This is a genomic window from Nonomuraea sp. NPDC050643 (assembly GCF_040654715.1).
Taxonomy (GTDB): Bacteria; Actinomycetota; Actinomycetes; order Streptosporangiales; family Streptosporangiaceae; genus Nonomuraea.
In genome coordinates, this window is the sequence record NZ_JBFAIM010000022.1 from 106302 (window position 1) to 122440 (window position 16139).

General features: G+C 70.7%; 17 protein-coding genes. 10 read left to right on the top strand and 7 right to left on the bottom strand.

Features of this window, described 5'->3' with window-relative positions:
* The first annotated feature begins 1 nt into the window (after position 1).
* Genes AB0I15_RS28985 through AB0I15_RS29005 form a run of 5 tightly spaced genes read left to right on the top strand, consistent with a single transcriptional unit; the run spans position 2 to position 6757 of the window.
* Positions 2 to 985, top strand: a complete 984-nt coding sequence (locus AB0I15_RS28985) for an ABC transporter permease (protein WP_358102003.1) — start codon at positions 2 to 4, stop codon at positions 983 to 985.
* Positions 985 to 1884 (top strand): ABC transporter permease, encoded by a 900-nt coding sequence (locus tag AB0I15_RS28990; protein ID WP_358102005.1) that lies wholly within the window; start codon positions 985 to 987, stop codon positions 1882 to 1884. The genes AB0I15_RS28985 and AB0I15_RS28990 overlap by 1 nt, the downstream gene beginning before the upstream one ends.
* Positions 1881 to 3902, top strand: a complete 2022-nt coding sequence (locus AB0I15_RS28995) for an ABC transporter ATP-binding protein (RefSeq protein WP_358102007.1) — start codon at positions 1881 to 1883, stop codon at positions 3900 to 3902. Before AB0I15_RS28990 ends, AB0I15_RS28995 begins: the two co-directional genes overlap by 4 nt.
* 30 nt (positions 3903 to 3932) lie before the next feature.
* Positions 3933 to 5627 carry an ABC transporter family substrate-binding protein gene (locus AB0I15_RS29000; RefSeq protein ID WP_358102009.1) on the top strand — a complete coding sequence of 565 codons (1695 nt, stop codon included), beginning with the start codon at positions 3933 to 3935 and terminating at the stop codon, positions 5625 to 5627.
* 35 nt (positions 5628 to 5662) lie between these two features.
* Positions 5663 to 6757, top strand: coding sequence for a winged helix DNA-binding domain-containing protein (locus AB0I15_RS29005; RefSeq protein WP_358102011.1), 1095 nt, complete (start codon positions 5663 to 5665; stop codon positions 6755 to 6757).
* On the opposite strand, the gene AB0I15_RS29010 is transcribed toward AB0I15_RS29005, so the two are convergent.
* Together AB0I15_RS29010 and AB0I15_RS29015 are read right to left on the bottom strand one after the other, a co-directional pair.
* On the bottom strand, positions 6754 to 7008 hold the full coding sequence (locus AB0I15_RS29010; protein ID WP_358102013.1) for a hypothetical protein: 255 nt from the start codon (positions 7006 to 7008) through the stop codon (positions 6754 to 6756). The two genes, AB0I15_RS29005 and AB0I15_RS29010, sit on opposite strands and share 4 nt — an antisense overlap.
* Positions 7009 to 7102: 94 nt before the next feature.
* Positions 7103 to 8194, bottom strand: a complete 1092-nt coding sequence (locus tag AB0I15_RS29015) for an MFS transporter (protein ID WP_358102015.1) — start codon at positions 8192 to 8194, stop codon at positions 7103 to 7105.
* Positions 8195 to 8275: 81 nt separating this feature from the next.
* Between AB0I15_RS29015 and AB0I15_RS29020 the strand changes: the two genes are divergently transcribed.
* From AB0I15_RS29020 to AB0I15_RS29030, 3 genes are all read left to right on the top strand, one after another.
* Positions 8276 to 8725, top strand: a complete 450-nt coding sequence (locus AB0I15_RS29020; RefSeq protein ID WP_358102017.1) for a hypothetical protein — start codon at positions 8276 to 8278, stop codon at positions 8723 to 8725.
* Between the two features lie 93 nt (positions 8726 to 8818).
* A complete protein-coding gene (locus AB0I15_RS29025; protein WP_358102019.1) occupies positions 8819 to 9262 on the top strand; it encodes a carboxymuconolactone decarboxylase family protein in 444 nt (147 codons plus the stop codon).
* A gap of 314 nt (positions 9263 to 9576) precedes the next feature.
* Positions 9577 to 9744, top strand: a complete 168-nt coding sequence (locus AB0I15_RS29030) for a hypothetical protein (RefSeq protein WP_358102021.1) — start codon at positions 9577 to 9579, stop codon at positions 9742 to 9744.
* A gap of 9 nt (positions 9745 to 9753) precedes the next feature.
* Here AB0I15_RS29030 and AB0I15_RS29035 read toward each other — a convergent pair whose 3' ends face one another.
* The 3 genes from AB0I15_RS29035 to AB0I15_RS29045 form a co-directional block, all read right to left on the bottom strand.
* Positions 9754 to 10374, bottom strand: a complete 621-nt coding sequence (locus tag AB0I15_RS29035; protein WP_358102023.1) for a pyridoxamine 5'-phosphate oxidase family protein — start codon at positions 10372 to 10374, stop codon at positions 9754 to 9756.
* An 83-nt stretch (positions 10375 to 10457) separates the two neighbouring features.
* Complete coding sequence (locus AB0I15_RS29040; RefSeq protein ID WP_358102025.1) at positions 10458 to 11543, bottom strand: PrsW family intramembrane metalloprotease; 1086 nt, start codon at positions 11541 to 11543, stop codon at positions 10458 to 10460.
* Positions 11544 to 11602: 59 nt separating this feature from the next.
* Positions 11603 to 12814 carry an amidohydrolase gene (locus AB0I15_RS29045; RefSeq protein ID WP_358102027.1) on the bottom strand — a complete coding sequence of 404 codons (1212 nt, stop codon included), beginning with the start codon at positions 12812 to 12814 and terminating at the stop codon, positions 11603 to 11605.
* Between the two features lie 37 nt (positions 12815 to 12851).
* Here AB0I15_RS29045 and AB0I15_RS29050 point away from each other — a divergent pair, with 37 nt between their 5' ends.
* Complete coding sequence (locus tag AB0I15_RS29050) at positions 12852 to 13250, top strand: ester cyclase (RefSeq protein ID WP_358102029.1); 399 nt, start codon at positions 12852 to 12854, stop codon at positions 13248 to 13250.
* 29 nt (positions 13251 to 13279) lie between these two features.
* The gene (locus AB0I15_RS29055) at positions 13280 to 13759 is read left to right on the top strand and encodes a TIGR03618 family F420-dependent PPOX class oxidoreductase (protein WP_358102031.1); all 480 of its coding nucleotides are present in this window, start codon (positions 13280 to 13282) and stop codon (positions 13757 to 13759) included.
* On the opposite strand, the gene AB0I15_RS29060 is transcribed toward AB0I15_RS29055, so the two are convergent.
* A complete protein-coding gene (locus AB0I15_RS29060; protein ID WP_358102033.1) occupies positions 13704 to 15113 on the bottom strand; it encodes an MFS transporter in 1410 nt (469 codons plus the stop codon). The two genes, AB0I15_RS29055 and AB0I15_RS29060, sit on opposite strands and share 56 nt — an antisense overlap.
* A 416-nt stretch (positions 15114 to 15529) precedes the next feature.
* The gene (locus tag AB0I15_RS29065) at positions 15530 to 16090 is read right to left on the bottom strand and encodes an XRE family transcriptional regulator (RefSeq protein ID WP_358102035.1); all 561 of its coding nucleotides are present in this window, start codon (positions 16088 to 16090) and stop codon (positions 15530 to 15532) included.
* Between the last annotated feature and the right edge of the window lie 49 nt (positions 16091 to 16139).

Genomic DNA, 16139 nt, shown 5'->3' on the forward strand with positions numbered 1-16139 from the left:
GATGGCGGGATTTCTGGCCCGCAGGCTGCTCAACTACGCCGTGCTCGTCGTGGTGGCCGCGAGCCTCGCCTACCTGCTGGCGGCCATGGCCCTCGACCCCCGCTCCAACTACGCCGACCGCACGCCCAAGCCGCCGCCCGCCGTGGTCGACGCCCAGCTCTCCGCGCTCAACCTCAACGACAAGACGCCGCTCCTGGAGCGCTACGCCACCTGGGCGGGCGGCGTGCTGCACGGCGACTTCGGCAAGACCGTGGCGGGTTCGCCGGTCAACGAGGACCTCAAGCGCCGCATGGGCGTCACCTTCCGCCTGGTCGTGCTGGGGCTGATCTGCGGCAGCCTGCTCGGCGTGCTCACCGGGGCGCTGGCGGCGGTCCACCAGTACGGGTGGTTCGACCGGCTCTCGGCCGGCCTGTCGTTCGTGGTGCTCGCGGTGCCGGTGGTCGTGCTGGCCAACATGCTGATCCTGCTCGCGGCCCTGGCCAACGAGCACCTGTTCGGCCGCCAGGTGCTCCTGGTCAGCGGCGAATACAGCGACGGCCTGACCACCGGGTTCTGGGGGCAGGTGGTCGACCGGCTGCAGCACCTGATCCTGCCGACGATCTCGCTGTCGGTGGGGCTCATCGCGGTCTTCAGCCGCTACCAGCGCAACATGATGCTCGACGTGATCGGGGCCGACTTCGTCCGCACCGCCCGGGCCAAGGGCCTGAGCAGGCGGCGGGCGCTGACCCGCCACGCGCTGCGGACCGCGCTGATCCCGGTGGCGACCTACTTCGCGTTCACGTTCGGGGCGCTGCTGACGGGGGCCACGTTCACCGAGAAGATCTTCGGCTGGCACGGGCTGGGCGAGCAGCTCATCAACTCCGTCTTCAGCAACGACGTCAACACCGTCGCCGCCATCTCCCTGCTGGCCGCCGTCGCCGTCCTGTGCGCGTCCCTGGCCGCCGACCTGCTGCACGCGGCGCTCGACCCGAGGGTGCGGGCCTGATGACGCTCGCCGAGGAGGAGCTCGCCGAAGAACTGGTCATGCCCAAGGCCCCCTCGCGGCTGCGGACGGTGAGCAGGGAGTTCTTCGGCTCCGCGCAGGGGCGGATCGGGTTCGCGGTGCTGGCGCTGATGTTCCTGCTGGCCTTCGCCGGGCCGCTGTTCAGCCCGTGGACCTACACCGACAAGGACTTCACCGCGTTCCTGCAGCCGCCCTCGCCGCGCCACTGGTTCGGAACGCTCCAAACGGGCGCCGACGTCTTCGCGGTGACGCTGCGCGGCATGCAGAAGTCGCTGATCGTCGGGCTGATGGCGGCGCTGGTGTCCACGGCGCTGGCGGCCGTGGTGGGGGCGTTCGCCGGATACTTCCTGGGCTGGACCGACCGGACGCTGAGCTGGGTGACCGACCTGCTGCTGGTTCTGCCCGCGTTCCTCATCCTGGCGGTCATGTCGCCGCTGTTCGGGGCCGGGCAGTGGCCGCTGTTCGTGATCATGCTGGCACTGTTCCTGTGGATGGTCACCTCGAAGATCGTGCGCGGGATGGCGATCTCGCTGAAGGAGCGCGAGTTCGTCAGGGCCGCCCACTACATGGGCGTGCCGCCGGTGCGGATCATCTTCCGCCACGTGATCCCCAACCTGTCGTCGCTGCTGATCGTGGACGCCACGCTCAACGTCAGCACCGCGATCCTCACCGAGACGTCGCTGTCGTACTTCGGGTTCGGCATCCAGCCGCCGGACGTCTCGTTCGGGACGCTCATCGCCGACGGCTCCAAGACGGCCGTGTACGCGCCGTGGACGTTCTGGTTCGTGGCGGGGCTGCTGGTGGTGACCGTGCTCGCGGTCAATCTGATCGGTGACGCGCTGCGCGACGCGTTCGACCCTTCGGCGAAGAGGGCCCGATGATCCCTGTCCTGGAGGTCGAGGACCTCACCGTGTCGTTCGGCGGCGTGCCCGCCGTACGCGGGGTCGGCTACTCCGTACGGCCCGGCGAGGTGCTCGGCATCGTCGGCGAGTCCGGCTCGGGCAAGTCGGTCACCTCCGCGGCCGTCATGGGACTGCTGCCCCCGGGGGCGCGCGTCAAGGGATCGGTACGCCTGCACGGCAAGGAGCTGATCGGCGCCTCCGACCGCGAGCTGACCGCCTTCCGCGGCAAGACCATCTCGATGGTCTTCCAGGACCCGCTCTCCGCGCTCACGCCCGTCTACCGGGTGGGCGACCAGATCGCCGAGGCCGTGCGCGTGCACCAGCGGGTCAGCAAAGAGACCGCCCTGGTCAAGGCGCTCGAGCTGCTCGAACTGGTCGGCATCCCGCATCCCGCCGAGCGCGCGCTGGCCTTCCCGCACGAGTTCTCCGGCGGCATGCGGCAGCGCGTGGTGATCGCGATGGCCATCGCCAACAACCCCGACGTGATCATCTGCGACGAGCCCACCACGGCGCTCGACGTCACCATCCAGGCGCAGGTGCTGGAGGTGCTGAAGCGGGCGCAGCGCAAGACCGGCGCCGCGATCATCATGATCACACACGACCTGGGCGTGGTGGCCGGCTTCGCCGACCGGGTGCTGGTCATGTACGCCGGCCGCCCGGTCGAGGTGGGCGGCGTGGACGACATCTTCTACCGGACGCGGATGCCGTACACGGCGGGGCTGCTGGCCTCCATCCCGCGCGTCGACCGCGGCGGGCGCGCCCCGCTGACGCCCATCGAGGGGAACCCGCCCGCGCCCCTGGAGCTGCCCCCGGGCTGCCCGTTCGCGCCCCGCTGCCCGATGCGGATCGACGCCTGCGACAGGGGCGAGCCGCCACTGTACGAGGTGGGCGACGGGCACCGGGCGGCGTGCATCCGCTGGGAGGAGGTGCGCCCGGCCGGCCGGGCGGCCCCCGCCGAGCCCCGGGAGCTGCGGGAGCTGCGGGTGCGCGGCGAGCGGACGGTGCTGGAGGTGCGCGGGCTGGTCAAGGACTATCCGCTGCTCAAGGGAGCGGTGTTCAAGCGCAGGATCGGCACGGTGCAGGCGGTGGCCGGGGTGAGCTTCGACCTGCGCCAGGGCGAGACGCTGGGGCTGGTCGGCGAGTCGGGCAGCGGCAAGACGACCACGCTGACGCAGATCCTCGAGCTGACGCCGCCGCAGCGGGGCCGGGTGGTGGTGCTCGGGCACGACATCGCGCACCTGACCTCCGCCGCGCGCACCGAGATCAGGCGTGACATGCAGGTCGTCTTCCAGGATCCGATGGCCTCGCTCGATCCGCGCATGACCGTCCACGACATCCTTGCCGAGCCGCTGCGCACCCATGGACAGCGGCGTCCCGGGCGGCGGATCGCCGAGTTGCTCGGGCTGGTCGGGCTCGACCCGTCCCACGCCGCCCGCTACCCGCAGGACTTCTCCGGCGGGCAGCGGCAGCGCATCGGCATCGCCCGGGCGCTGGCGCTGGAGCCCCGGCTGCTGGTGCTCGACGAGCCCGTGTCGGCGCTCGACGTGTCGATCCAGGCCGGGGTGATCAACCTGCTCGACGCGCTGAAGGCCAGGCTCGGGCTGTCCTACCTGTTCGTGGCGCACGACCTGGCCGTGGTGCGCCACATCGCCGACCGGATCGCGGTGATGTACCTCGGCAGGATCGCCGAGGTCGGCCAGGTGGACGCGGTCTACGACACGCCCATGCATCCGTACACGCAGGCGCTGTTGTCGGCGATCCCGCTGCCCGACCCGGTACGCGAGCGCTCGCGGAAGCGGATCCTGCTCGAAGGCGACCTGCCCAGCCCGGCCAACCCTCCGACGGGCTGTCGATTCCGCACCAGGTGCCCGAAGTTCCGTGCCGAGCTCGACGACGGGGAGCGCAGACTCTGCGTGGACGTCGAGCCCGAGGTACGGCTTCGCGGCGGGGACCAGGGGGCGGCCTGCCATTACGCCGAGAGGCGCGAGGTCGTCTAGATCTCGCCCATACCAGGAGGAAATCTCTCGATGAAAGCATCACGTCTGGTCGTGGCCGTCACCGTGACGGGCTCGCTGCTCCTGGCGGGCTGCGGTGGCGGCTCGGGGAGCGGCTCGGGGGGCCCGGACAGCGCGGGGGACGAGCGGACGATCAGGGCCTTCGACATCAATCCCCAGCCGCGCGAGAAGGTCAAGGACGGCGGGACGCTGCGGTGGGGCATCAACGAGTTCCCCTCGCAGTGGAACCGCAACCATGTGGACGGCAACCTGGCCGTGGCCGCCGTCATCAGCAACGCGCTGCTGCCCTCGCCCTTCGTGTCCGACGAGAAGGCCGAGATCTCGGTGGCCCGCGACTACGTGCTCGACGCCAAGGTGAGCGACCAGCGGCCCAAGCAGGTGGTGACGTACACGCTGAACCCGAAGGCCCGCTGGTCGGACGGGCGGCCGATCACGTGGGCGGACTTCGAGGCGCAGTGGAAGGCGCTCAACGGGCGTGACCCGGGGTTCCGCATCGTGTCGTCCACCGGCTACCAGGACATCGAGAAGGTGGCGCGGGGCAAGGACGAGCACGAGGTGGTGGTGACGTTCGCCAGGCCGTTCGGGGACTGGCAGTCGCTGTTCGGGCCGCTGCTGCCGGCCTCCACGAACCGCAGCGCCGAGGCGTTCAACAACGCCTGGCTGAACAAGATCCCGGTGACGGCGGGGCCGTTCAAGTTCGGCGGGTTCGACCAGACGGCCAAGACGATCACCCTGGTACGTGACGACTCCTGGTGGGGCGACCGGGCCAAGCTCGACCGGATCATCTTCCGGGCCTCGGAGCAGGACTCACTGATCGGCGCGTTCAGCAACGGGGAGCTGGACCTCATCGACGTCGGGCCGTCCGCGCCCGACTACGCGCGGGCCAAGGCCACCACCGGCGCCCAGATGCGGCAGGCCGCCGGGCCCGACTTCCGGCACTTCACCTTCAACGGCTCCAGCGAGCTCCTCAAGGACCGCAACGTCCGGCAGGCCATCCAGCTCGGCATCAACCGCCAGGCCATCGCGCAGTCCGACCTGCAGGGGCTCGACTGGCCGATCACGCTGCTGAACAACCACTTCTTCATGAACACCCAGGAGGGCTACCAGGACAACGCCGGAGAGCTGGGGACCTACAACCCCGACAAGGCCAAGCGGCTGCTGGACGCCGCCGGATGGAAGATCTCCGGGCAGGTGAGGCAGAAGGACGGCAAGCCCCTCGACCTGCGGTTCGTGGTGCCGTCCGGGGTGCAGGTGAGCAAGTCGGAAGGGGAGCTGGCGCAGAGCATGCTCGCCCGGATCGGGGTGAAGCTCAGCATCAAGGCCGTGCCGAGTGACGACTTCTTCACCAAGTACGTGATCCCGGGGAACTTCGACATCACCCCCTTCGCCTACATCGGGACGCCGTTCCCCATCTCCAGCAGCTACGGGGTCTACGCCAACGTGGCGCCCGGCGGGAACTGGAACGCGAACTTCGGGCGTACCGGGTCGCAGGCCATCGACCAGGCCATGAGCCGGGCGGCCCAGAGCCTGGAGCCGGCGCGGGCCCGTACGGAGACGAACGCGGCGGACCGGCTGCTCTGGGAAGAGGTGAACGTGCTGCCCCTCTACCAGAGGCCGCAGAACGTGGCGGCGCGGCAGACGCTGGCGAACGTGGGCGCGCGCGGCTTCTACGACCTCCGGTACGAGGACATCGGCTTCACCGGCTGATCGCTCTGTCGGTGGCGGGGTGTAGTAGTGGACGCGTGGCAACGAAGCTGACCTGGTCCCAGATCCTCGCCTGGCGGCTGCGCAGGCAGTTCGTGAGCGGGGCCCGCGGCTCCGGCGCCGTGGCGGTCGTCCGCAGGCTGTGCGGGGTGCAGGCGCAGGTCGCCTCGTCGGCCCAACTGGCGGTGGCGCTCAGGAGCGAGCGCCACGAGCCGGGCGCGATCGAGCGGGCCCTGTGGGCCGATCGGGCGCTGGTCAAGACGTGGATCATGCGGGGCACGCTGCACCTCGTCCCCGCCGACCGGCTGGCCGACCACTGCGCCGCCCTGGGCACGTTGCGCTTCTGGGAGAAGGGCTCCTGGCAGCGCGGTCACGGCGTCACGGCCGAGGAGATCGCGGCGATCATCGAGGCCGTGCCCGAGGCGCTCGCCGAAGGGCCGCTGACCAGGGAAGAGCTGGTCGACGCCGTGGTGGCGGTGACGGGCGACGCCCATCTGCGGCAGGCGCTCACGTCGGGCTGGGGCGCGCTGCTCAAGCCGCTGAGCCGCCTGGGCGAGCTGTGCTACGGGCCGCCCCGCGAGGGCAAGGTGACGTTCACCGCGCCGCGCGCCTGGGTGCCGGGCTGGCCGGGCGAGTCGCCCGCCCACGAGGAGGCGGGGGTGCGGCTGGCGCGGGAGTTCCTGGGGGCGCACGGGCCGGCCACCCCGGAGATGTTCGACGCCTGGCTGTTCGGCGGCGTGGCCAGGAAGGCCGTGCTGAAAGGCTGGTTCAGGGACCTGGCGCCCGAGCTGACGCAGGTGGAGACCGACGACGGCACGACGCTGCTCGCGCTGACCGAGCACCTCGACGACCTCGCCGCCACCGAGTCCTCCGCCGAGGTGCACCTGCTGCCCGGCTTCGACCAATACGTGCTGGCCGCGCCCCGCACGCTCGCCCCGCTCATCCCGCCGGAGCTGAAGCCCAAGGTCAGCCGGCAGGCAGGCTGGATCTCCCCCGTGGTCGTCCATGAGGGCCGGGTCGCGGGGGTGTGGGAGGCCAAGGGCGGCGAGATCACGCTCGACCTCGCCGCCGCCGTGCCGCGGGGGCCGCTCGACGAGGCCGTCGCCCGCGTCAGGGCCCTGCTGCCCGGCTAGGAGACCGTGGTGCCCGCCATGACGCGGTCCACGATGCCCTTGTTGCCCTCCTCGCGGGCGCAGTGGGCGCAGCAGTACCAGTGCTCGCCCGACTGCACCCCGTGCCCGATGACCTTGGTGCCGCAGTGCTCGCAGATGGGCGCCATGGCCTCGATCGCGCACTGGAAGCAGTCGAACGTGTGCACCGCTCCCTGCGCGTGCACCTCGAACGCCATGTCGTAATCGTTGCCACAGGTCTCGCAGACAGCCATGGTGATCCCCTTTGCAGTCGATGCGCCGGGGGGATACCCGGTTCCGTGGTCTCTTCTCCCCAAGAGAGCACCATATTCAGCCCGCCGGTGTCCATCACGGGTCGCGTACGGCGAAGCGGGCCACCAGGGGCAGGCCCAGCAGCCCGAGCGCGGCCAGGGCGGCGGGCAACCCGAGCGGGCCGCTCAGCCCGGCCACGAGCAGCGGGCTGAGCACGAACCCCGTGTACGAGATCGTGGACACCCCCCACACCAGCGTCCCGCTCGCGTCGTCGGCCGCGGCCCGGCTGAGCACGGCGGGCACCAGCGGCCCGAGCGCCAGCCCGGTCACCGCGAACCCGGCCATGGAGATCAGCACGCCGCCGCCCAGCCCGGCCAGGGCGATGCCCGCGCCCCCGCCTGCCCCCGCCACCAGGTAGAGCGTCCTGAGCGGGAGCCGGGGCAGCGCCTGCGCGGCCAGCCGCCCGGCCGTCAGCGCCGCCATGTAGACCGCGGGCGCGGCGCTGGCCACCAGGGGCGTGGCGCCGCGGTGCTCCTCCAGCAGCAGCACCGACCACTGCTCCACGGAGTTCTCGATGACCAGAGCGCAGGCCGCCAGCGACCCGAGCACGATCGCCGGGCCCCAGAGCCGCCGCCCCGCGGTCTTCGCGGGGGCGGGCAGGCCGCGGCCGAGCGACAGGGTGAGCACGGTCAGCGACGTGGCCAGCACGATCAGCGCGATCACCAGGAGCACGGCGCCGACGTCGAGGCCGAGTGAGCGGGCCAGCCCGGTCGCGGGGGCGGCCGCGATGACCGTGACGGGGAAGGCGGCGTGCACCGCCTGGAAGAGCCGGCGGCCGCTCTCGCGCTCGGCGCGCCCCGTGGCCAGGTTGAGTGCGATGTCGAGCGCGCCGCTGGAGGCCCCCACCGCCAGCAGGGCGAGCGCGAGCTCCCAGGCGTCGCCGGCCAGGCCGATGGCGGCGACGCTGAGCGCGAACAGGACCATGGTCACCATCAGCGCGGACCGCTCCCGCCCCCGGGCCACCCGCCCGGCCAGCGCCATCGCGGGCAGCGCCCCCACCGGTACGGCGCTCAGCGCCAGCCCCAGATCGCCCGCCGAGATCCCCAGCTCGACCTTGATGGCGGGCAGCAGGGCAGACCACGATCCCCAGAACACGGCCCACGCCGCGCAGACCGCGATGAGCGGCATTTACCAGCACCCCTTGATATTTCGGTCAAGTCGCAGTAAAGATCGTCGATGTCCTTATTACCCCCTGCCGAAAGGAACTCCGTGCTCACCCGTACGGTCATCGCGGCCTCGCTGGTCGCCGCCGGGATCGCCGCCACCCCCTCCGCCGCGTACGCCGGCTCTGCCGCCTATACCCCCGAGCGCGTCTGCGGCTCCGGCTTCCACCGGGTCAAGGACGGCCACCGGGCCATGACGACGCGCGAAGGCGCTGTTTTCGGGCACGTATATCTGATGTACAGCAAGCGCAGCGGCAAGAACTGCGTCGCCGCGATCAAGACCGCGTACAAGGGGGCCCGCACGGTCACCGGCGCCTACCTCGAGGTCAGGGGCGGCGGCAGGACGGAGGACGTGCAGAAGTACCGCTACTACGCCGAGACCGGCCACCTCGACGGAAGCTGGAAGTGCGTGCGGTACGCCGGCTGGACCAAGGACCCGCGCGGCCGTGTCGAGGCCTGGGGCGGGCGCAAGAACTGGGGCAACTGCAAGGGCTGACCCAAAACCTCCCAGCTTTTTCGCCGGACCTGTCACAACGGGGCAGGCTGTCCCGTCCTGGCTGTTGAACGACGAAAACCTATGGAGGTTTCCATGACTCAGCGGATCAACGTCGCCAAGCACGTGCCGCAGGCGTACCACGCGTTCCTGTCGGTGGAGAAGCTGCTGCACGAGAGCGAGCTGCCCGACGCCACCCGCGAGCTGGTCAAGCTGCGCGCCAGCCAGGTCAACGGCTGCGCCTACTGCGTGGACATGCACAGCCGTGACATGAAGAAGGCCGGGGAGAGCGACGAGCGCCTGTGGTCGGTGGCGGTCTGGCGCGAGGCCACGGTCTTCACCCCGGCCGAGCGGGCCGCGCTGGCCCTCACCGAGGAGGCGACCAGGCTGGCCGACCGCGAGGCCGTGCCGGACGCGGTGTGGCAGGAGGCGGCCGAGCACTACAGCGAGGAGCAGCTTTCGCTGCTCATCGTGGCCATCGCCATGATCAACGCCTGGAACCGGATCGGCGTGACCGCGCGTCTCACGCCCGGGACCTGACCACTCCGTAGAAATGCATTGAGCCGGCGGGGCCCGCGCGGTTAGGTTGGCGCGCATGACGGAAACTTTCCGTCATGCCGCCGGCAAGCCGGCGGGGCGCACGGTTGGCGAAGGAGAGACGCGCTTCGGAAGGGGGAGACCATGAAACGCGTCAGGGTCACGAAGGCGGCCAAGCGGCGTACGCGGCCGGCCATGGAGCTGGACCTGCGATCACCGGCAGGCCGCAAACTTCCCTACTGACTTCCTCCTTACACCGAACTTACGGGGGTTTCTGTAGATAACATAGATAACAGGAACATCACGGGGGGCTTACAATGACGAGGCTTGTGGTGGTGCCGCCACACGTTGCCAGGCACAAGGTTCGCGACATCCGCGCGGCCGACCGCCACAAGCCGCCCGCCGACCCCAAGGTGATCGACCTTCGCGCCTACTCCGGCCGGAATGTCATCCGTTTCCCCGGGGGCCCCACCCCCGCCGCCTGAGCGCGACGCTCAGCCGTACAGGCGCTTGGCGTAGGCCTCGCCGTAGTAGCTCTCCAACTGCTCGATGCTCTCCTCCACCTTCTGCACGTCCTTGACCAGCCTCGCGTGCGAGGGCAGGGCGTCGGGGCCCCAGCTCTCCGGCTTCCACAGGGACGAGCGCAGGAACGCCTTGGCGCAGTGGAAATAGATCGTCTCGATCTCGACCACGAGCGCGAGGTGCGGGCGGTGGCCCTTGACGATCAACTGGTCGAAGAACGGGGCCTCGCGGACGAGCCGGGCGCGGCCGTTGATGCGCAGGGTCTCGTTCCGCCCCGGGATCAGAAAGATCAACCCCACATGCGGATTTTTCAAGATATTGAGGAATCCGTCCGCTCTGCGGTTGCCCGGGCGGTCCGGGATGGCGATCGTGGCGTCGTCGATGACGTGGACGAATCCGGCCGGGTCGCCCTTGGGCGAGACGTCACAGTTGCCGGCATCGTCGGAGGTGGCGATCAGGCAGAACGGCGAGGCCGCCAGCCACTCCAGGTCGCGCTCGTGCAGCCGCGGCCGTTCCTTGGTCACGGCCCTCGGCATGACCTCGCCGAGCAGCTCGCGCAACTCCGCCTCAGATCCGATCTCCGCCCAGCTCATGTGATCTCCCTTCGGGGGTTTCCCCTATTTTGTCAGGGATTGAGATCGTGCGCAGAGTGGGCCCCGTCTGGTCCTGTCCTGGTTCACCAGCGGCGAGCGTACGCCATCGCGCGCAGGTAGGCGTCGCGCTCCAGCTCGAACCGGCGCGGCTCCACGCCCTGCCGCTCGGCCCGCACGTGGAGCATGGTCAGCTCGGTCGCCGCCTGCTGGTAGTCGCTCATGGCCCGGCCGAGGCCCGCCTGCCTGGCCCACTTCCTGGCCCGCTTGCGGGCGGGCAGCGTGCTGAGCATGTTGACGTCGGCCTCGGTGACCAGGCCGGTCTGCTGGTAGCCCGGCAGGTAGACGCGCATCTTGGCGACGAGATGGCGGCGCTCGGCGATGCTGACGACGATGAGGACGACGAGCGCGGCCATGATCACCAGGTAGGCGATGCCCAGCCAGGTCAGGGAGCCGGTGGTGGCGGCGCCGTTCCAGAGGGCGTGCAGGACGACCGCGCCCAGATAGCCGAGCGGGACGGCGGCGTAGCGGCCGGGGGTGCGGCGGGTGAGCGCGTACGCGACGCCGAGGCCGATCATGGAGGTGTAGATGGGGTGGCCGAGCGGGTCGATCAGGCCGCGGACCACGAAGAGCTGGACCGCCGCGCTCGCGCCGTCCTCGCCGAACGCCAGCAGGTAGTAGCCGACGTTCTCGACGGCGGCGAAGCCGAGGCCGGCCATGGAGGCGTACACGATGCCGTCGGTCAGGCCGTCGATCTCCATCCGCCGGCGCAGGAGCAGCAGCAGGGCCGAGCCCTTGAGCGCCTCCTCGACCACCGGCGCCAGGATGACCGAGCCGACGTCCTCGGCGACCGCGGAGCCGTAGCCGGCGCGCAGGAACAGCTCCTGGCCGACGAACGTCAGCGCGACGCCCAGCACGATCGCCACCCCCGCGCCCCACGCGAAGGCGAACGCGAGGTGCAGCTTCGGCTCGGGTTCGAGCCTGTCGAGCGAGAGGACCGCCGCGAGCAGCACCGGCAGCGGCGCCACGGCCAGCAGCGCGGACAGCCCGAACCCGATGGGGCCGCCGGAGATCAGCATGACGCCCAGGACGACGAGGGCGAGGGCGCCAGAGACAACAAGTCCGATCAGCAGGGCCTTGCTGGGGCGCTGGGCGAGCGACGGAGCTGTCATTGTGGTGCCTCTCTTCCCGTTTGGTCCGCCCACTATGCGCGCCCCGCATCTACACGCGCTTAATGGTCACTTGATTCGCGGTAATACGGATCCGCCACCACGGACTCACCGTTCGTGTACGAATACACCTCCCGCCCCGAAATGAACACCCGTAGCGCCCGGCTCATGACGTCCAGCGGATCGCCCGACCAGATGACCACGTCACCGTCGAGCCCCGGCCGCAGCGTGCCGACCCGGTCGTCGAGGCCCATGATGCGGGCGGGGTTCAGGGTGATCGAGCGCAGCGCCTCGGCCGGGTCCAGGCCCTCCTTGACCGCCAGCGTGGCCTGGTGGACGAGGAAGTGGATGGGCACGACGGGATGATCGGTGGTGATCGCCAGCTCGACGCCCGCGCGTGCCAGGATGCCCGGGTTGCGCAGCGAACGCTGCCGCAGCTCGACCTTCGAGCGGCTGGTGAACAGCGGGCCGATGATGACGGGAACGTTCCGCTCGGCCAGCGTGTCGGCCAGCAGGTGCCCCTCGGTGCCGTGGTTGACCACCAGCCGGTAGCCGAACTCGCCGGCCAGCCTGAGCGCGGTGGCGATGTCGTCGGCGCGGTGCGTGTGCTGGCACCACGGCAACTCGCCGTCCAGCACGCGGACCAGGATCTCCAGCGTGCCGTCGCGGTCGAACGGCTTGCCCTCGTCGGCGGCCTGCTCCCTCTTGGCCTTGTAGTCCTGGGCCTTCATGAACGCGTCCCGGATCACCGCGGCCACGCCCTGCCGGGTGGAGGGCAGCTTCTTCTGGTCGCCGTACACGCGTTTGGGGTTCTCGCCGAGCGCGCTCTTGACGCTCACCGGCTCCTTGAGCAGCATCTCGTCGACCGACCTGCCCCAGCACTTGACCGCGACCGTCTGGCCGCCGATCGGGTTGCCGGAGCCCGGCTTGATCACCGCGGTGGTCACACCGCCGGACAACGCGTCGCCGAAGGCCAGGTCGGCCGGGTTGATGGCGTCGAGGGCGCGCAGGCGGGCGCCGTTCGGGTCGGTCATCTCGTTGGTGTCCTGACCGGCCCAGCCCTCAGCCTCCTCGTACACGCCGAGGTGGCCGTGGGCCTCGACGAAGCCCGGCAGCACCCAGCCGCCGGCGGCGTCCACGACGGGGGTCCCGTCGGGCACGGCGACGTCGCGGCCGACCGCGGTGATCTTTCCGTCCTGGATGAGCACGGTGCCCCCGTCGATGGGGTCGCCGTCGACGGGCACGACATATCCGCTGGTAATGGCAAGATTCATGGCTGGTAACTTACCGGTGGGCGGGTAGAGGGCCGTGATGACTTCAGATCTTTACCGGCGATGGCTGCTCGAACTGTGGAACGGCGCGTTCGAGTCGGCGTACGAGCTGGTCACCCCCGACTTCACCGGTCACTGGCCCGGCATGGACGTGTCCGGCCCCGACGGGCTGATCGAGGCGGTCCGCCAGGGGCACGAGCCGTTCGACGACGTCAAGGTGACGCTGGACGTGGGGCCGATCGTGGACGGCGACCTGGTGGCGGCCCGCTGGACGTTCAGCGGCTCCTACCGGGGCGGGCTTCCGGGGGCGAGCGCGGAGGCGGGGACCCGGGTCGCCTTCGGCGGGCATGACATTCTGCGCGTTCGTGACGGCAGGTTCGCGGAGTACTGGGTGATCTCGGATGCCCAGACGTTCAGCCGACAGCTCGGGATAGGCTGACATTTCCGTAAATCGGCAAGGGATGGTGCATGTCGGAGAGCTACGGGCCCGACGCGGGCCCAGCCCCCGAGTCGCTGGGGGACGAGCAGTTGTCGGAGCTGCTGGCGGCACAGCGGTTCGGGGCGCTCGCGACCAACAAGAGCGACGGCCACCCGCACCTGTCCACCGTCGTCTACAGGTGGGAGCCCGACCAGCGCGTGGTGCGGATCTCGACCATCGACGACCGGCTGAAGGTGCGGCAACTGCACAAAGACCCGCGCTGCGCGCTCTACGCGGCCAGTGACGACTTCCGGTCGTTCGCCGTGGCCGAGGGCGAGGCGGAGCTGTCGCCGGTGAGCACCGAGCCCGGCGACGAGGTGGGCCTGGAGCTGCTGGGCATGCAGCCGTCGTTCGCCGAGCCCGCCGACGCGCAGGCGTTCCTGCGGCAGATGGTGGCGGACCGGCGGCTGGTGATCAGGATCCGGGTGACGCGACTGTACGGGACCGCTCTGCCCATGCCCTCCGCCTAGCGCGGCGCCTGTTGTAGGCCACGGTCGCGATCACGACGAGGGCGAGCGCCAGGTCGATGGCCGCCGCCCAGCGCATGCCCTGGACGTGGTGCCCGCCCTCGGCCGCCGCGAAGAACACCGCCCCGATCACGGCCACGCCGCCCGCGCCCGCGAACTGCTGCGCCGTGCTCAGGATGCCGGATCCGGTGCCGGCCTGGTGCGGCTCGACCTCGACCAGCGCCGCGCCGATGAGCTGCGGCAGGACCAGGCCGTTGCCGGTGCCGACCAGGACGAGCGCGGCCAGGATGTACGGCAGCCCCTGCCCCGCCGCGATCACCATCAGCCCGAGCCCGAGCGCCGTGATCGTGCCGCCGACCATGACGACGACCAGGCCGTACCTTCTGACCAGCCGCGTACCCAGCAGCGACGTCACCGTGAACAGCACGCCCATCGGCGCGAAGGCCAGCCCCGCCTGGAACGCGGTGAGCCCCAGCCCGCCCTGCAGCAGCAGCGTCAGCGTGAACATGAACGAGGCGAAGTACGCCATGAACGCCACGATCGCCCCGACGCCCGCCAGGTAGGAGTGCACCTTGAGCAGGGCCAGGTTGAGTATCGGCTGTTTGCCCTGCCGGCCGAGCACCTGCTGCCAGCGCCAGGTCAGCGCGAACACCGGGACGCTCGCCGCCATGCTGATCCAGGACCAGACCGGCCAGCCCAGGCTGTTGCCCAAACCGAGCGGCACCAGCACCAGCGCGAGCCCGGTGGCCAGCCCGGCCGCGCCGAGCAGGTCGAGCCTGGCCCGGCGGGCGGTCTCGACGTGGGGCAGCAGCCACGCGGCCAGCGGCACGAGGACCAGGCCGATGGGCAGGTTGATGAGGAAGATGACCCGCCAGCCGAGGCCGAGCACGTCGGCGGTCAACAGCAGTCCGCCCAGCACCTGTCCGGCGATGGAGCCCAGGCCGCCGACGGCGCCGTACCAGCCGACGGCGCGGGCGCGCTCGTCCGGCGGGAAGGCGGCGGAGATCGTGGCCAGCACCTGCGGCACCATCACCGCGCCCGCCAGGCCCTGGAGCAGGCGGGCGGCCACGAGCTGGGCCGGGTTCGCGGCGATGCCGCACAGCAGTGAGGCGAGCGTGAAGGCGGCCACACCCCAGACGAACATGCGCTTGTAGCCGAAGCGGTCGCCCAGGCGGCCTCCGGTGATCATGCCGGCCGCGTAGGTGAAGGCGTAGCCGGCGACGATCAGCTCCAGGGCGGCGGGGCCGGTGTGCAGGTCGCGCTCGATGGAGGGGGCGGCCACGTTGACCACGAAGAAGTCGAACTGGGCCATGAACCATGCCGACAGGAGAATGGCCAGCGTTCCGCCGTATTTCACGACATTCAGGCTAGATGGCCGCGCCCGGCGTACGTCGGAGGGGTCCGCCGGTAGGTAGATCATCGAGGTTCGCCCGCGCCGGGTGGGGTGGGCCCGCCTGCCATTCCGCGCTCTCCAGCGACTCGGCCGTACAGGTGTGGAACGTGACTACGGGACGGCTGGACATGTTCGGCGAGAACGCTTACCCGCCGCTGGTCGGACTGGCGATGGCGGCCGACGAGACGGCCGGCCCCGGTGCTCGACGACTTCCGGGGGGAAGCCGACATGTGGGACCTGGCGGGGGGAGACCTCCATGGACTCGCCCTCGTCCGGCGGTCCCGACACGGCCCAGGCGGCGGTGGCTCATGTGGACGACGAACTGATCGTCGTCACCGGCGGCAACGTAGAGATCCATGAGCTGGGCCGCCGCGAACCTCTCACCTGTGCTCCATCACGATCACACCCGCGGTGCCCGCCGCCAGCGCCCTGAAGACGTGCGGCACGTCTCCCGGATAGGCCAGGTAGTCGCCCGGCCCCACCTCGACCGGCTCCTCCACCGGGCCGGCCAGCGCCCGCCCGGCGCCGATCACCAGGTGCTCGGTCGTGCCGGGCAGGTGCGGCTCGGAGACCCGGTCCTGCCCTGGCTGTGCGTCGACGCGGTAGAGGTCTCTGCGGGCTCCCGGCGGGCACGACGCCAGCAGCGTCGCCGCGTAGTCAGCCTCTCCTGAGCGGGCCACCGGCCCTTCGCCCGCCCGGATCAGCCGCACCGCCGGTCGCGGCGGGTCCACGAGCCTGCTGAACGGCACCCCGAGCGCGACACCCAGCGCCCACAGCGTCTCCAGGCTCGGATTGCCGCTCCCGGACTCCAACTGCGACAGCGTGGACTTGGCCAGGCCCGACCGCCTGGCCAGCTCGGTCAGTGACATCCCGGCCCGGTCGCGCTCGCGGCGGATGGCCGCCGCGATGCGTTCGAAAGGTGGCTTCTCATCCGCCGTCACTGTTCGCTCCACACGTCGTTCCGTTCGATTTGACGAACAGCCTATCGCT